At 72.7% G+C, this 1,540-nt stretch carries 1 protein-coding gene; it reads right to left on the bottom strand.

Annotated elements, in window-relative coordinates; all coding sequences use genetic code 11:
* The coding region (locus ACTUAL_RS15070; protein ID WP_440900688.1) for an adenosylmethionine--8-amino-7-oxononanoate transaminase at window positions 1-1,158 on the bottom strand (1,158 nt) is incomplete at its 3' end.
* Window positions 1,159-1,540: the final 382 nt, after the last annotated feature.

Consider the following 1,540-nt stretch of genomic DNA (forward strand, 5'->3'; position numbering starts at 1 on the left):
GAACGGGCGCAGCCACACGCCCTCGCGCACGGCCGCCTCCGTCGCCGCCCGCATGTCCACGGGGTGGTCGAGCTGCACCACGCCGATCGCGCCGAGCACCCGGACCTCCCCCGGCGCGCCCGCCAGGCCCTTCCGCAGGCCGGACTCGATGCCCGCCACCTCCGCGCGCCAGTCGCGGGAGAGGAGCAGGTCGGTCGAGGCGAGGGCGACGGCGGAGGCGAGCGGGTTGCCCGTGAACGTGGGCCCGTGGGCGAGAACCGGGACGTCGCCGCGCGCGATGCCCTCGGCAACGCGCGGGGTGCACAGCGTCGCGGCCTGGGAGAGGTAGCCGCCGGTCAGGGCCTTGCCGACGCACATCACGTCCGGGCTGACGCCCGCGTGGTCGGCGGCGAACAGCTCGCCGGTGCGGCCGAACCCGGTGGCGATCTCGTCGAAGACGAGGAGGACGTCGTTCGCCAGGGTGAGCTCGCGGAGCACGTGCAGGTAGCGGGGGTCGTGGAACCTCATGCCGCCTGCGCCCTGGACTACGGGTTCGACGATGACGGCGGCCAGCTCGTCGGCGTGCCGCTCGACGAGGTCGGCCAGTTCGGCGACGTAGGCGGTGTCCATGGCGGTGGGTGGGGCGGAGGCGAAGAGCTGCTCGGGGAGCACCCCGCGCCAGAGGGAGTGCATCCCGCCGTCCGGGTCGCAGACGGACATGGGGTGGAAGGTGTCGCCGTGGTAGCCGCCTCGCCAGGTGAGCAGGCGGCGTTTTTCCGGCTTGCCCAGGGAGCGCCAGTGCTGGAGGCACATCTTGATGGCGACCTCGACGGCTACCGAGCCTGAGTCGGAGAGGAAGACGTGCTCCAGTCCGGGCGGGGTGATCTCGACCAGCTTGGCGCAGAGGGCGACGGCGGGTTCGTGGGTGAGGCCGCCGAACATGACGTGGCTCATCCGGCCGAGCTGGTCCCGGATCGCGGTGTCCAGGACGGGGTGGCGGTAGCCGTGGATTGCGGCCCACCAGGAGGACATGCCGTCCACCAGCTCGCGGCCGTCGTCCAGGCGGAGGCGGACGCCCTCGGCGGAGGTGACGACGAGCGGCTCCCGGTCGCCCGGCATGGGCGCGTAGGGGTGCCAGACGTGCTGCCGGTCCAGGCGGAGGAGATCAGCTCGGTCCACGGCGGGTGAGGGTAGTGGAGGGTGGGTGAAGAGCTTCAAGATCAAGAGCTGAAGGGCTCGCCTCGCCGGCGGGGCAGACCTCCAAAAAAGAGGGGGACGGGCTCTGCCGGCCGGTGGCGCTTCCGCTGGTGGTCCCGTTTACCACTGCGGTGGTCCGGGTCCCTCTTCTCCGTGTGGCCTCCTTTCAGGCAAGCACACTCGTCAAGACGCCGTTGGGCACCCCGGTCTTCCGGGCAGTGCGGCGGCATCTTGACAAGCGCGCTTGGGCTTCGCCAGGCCAAACGGAGAAGAGGGACGCGGGATGGGGGCTGCGTGGGGGGGCGGGGGGGGCCCCCCCCACCCCGCACCGCGGGCGCCCCCGGGGGGGGGTCACCCCCGGGGG

The organism is Actinosynnema sp., assembly GCF_052038725.1.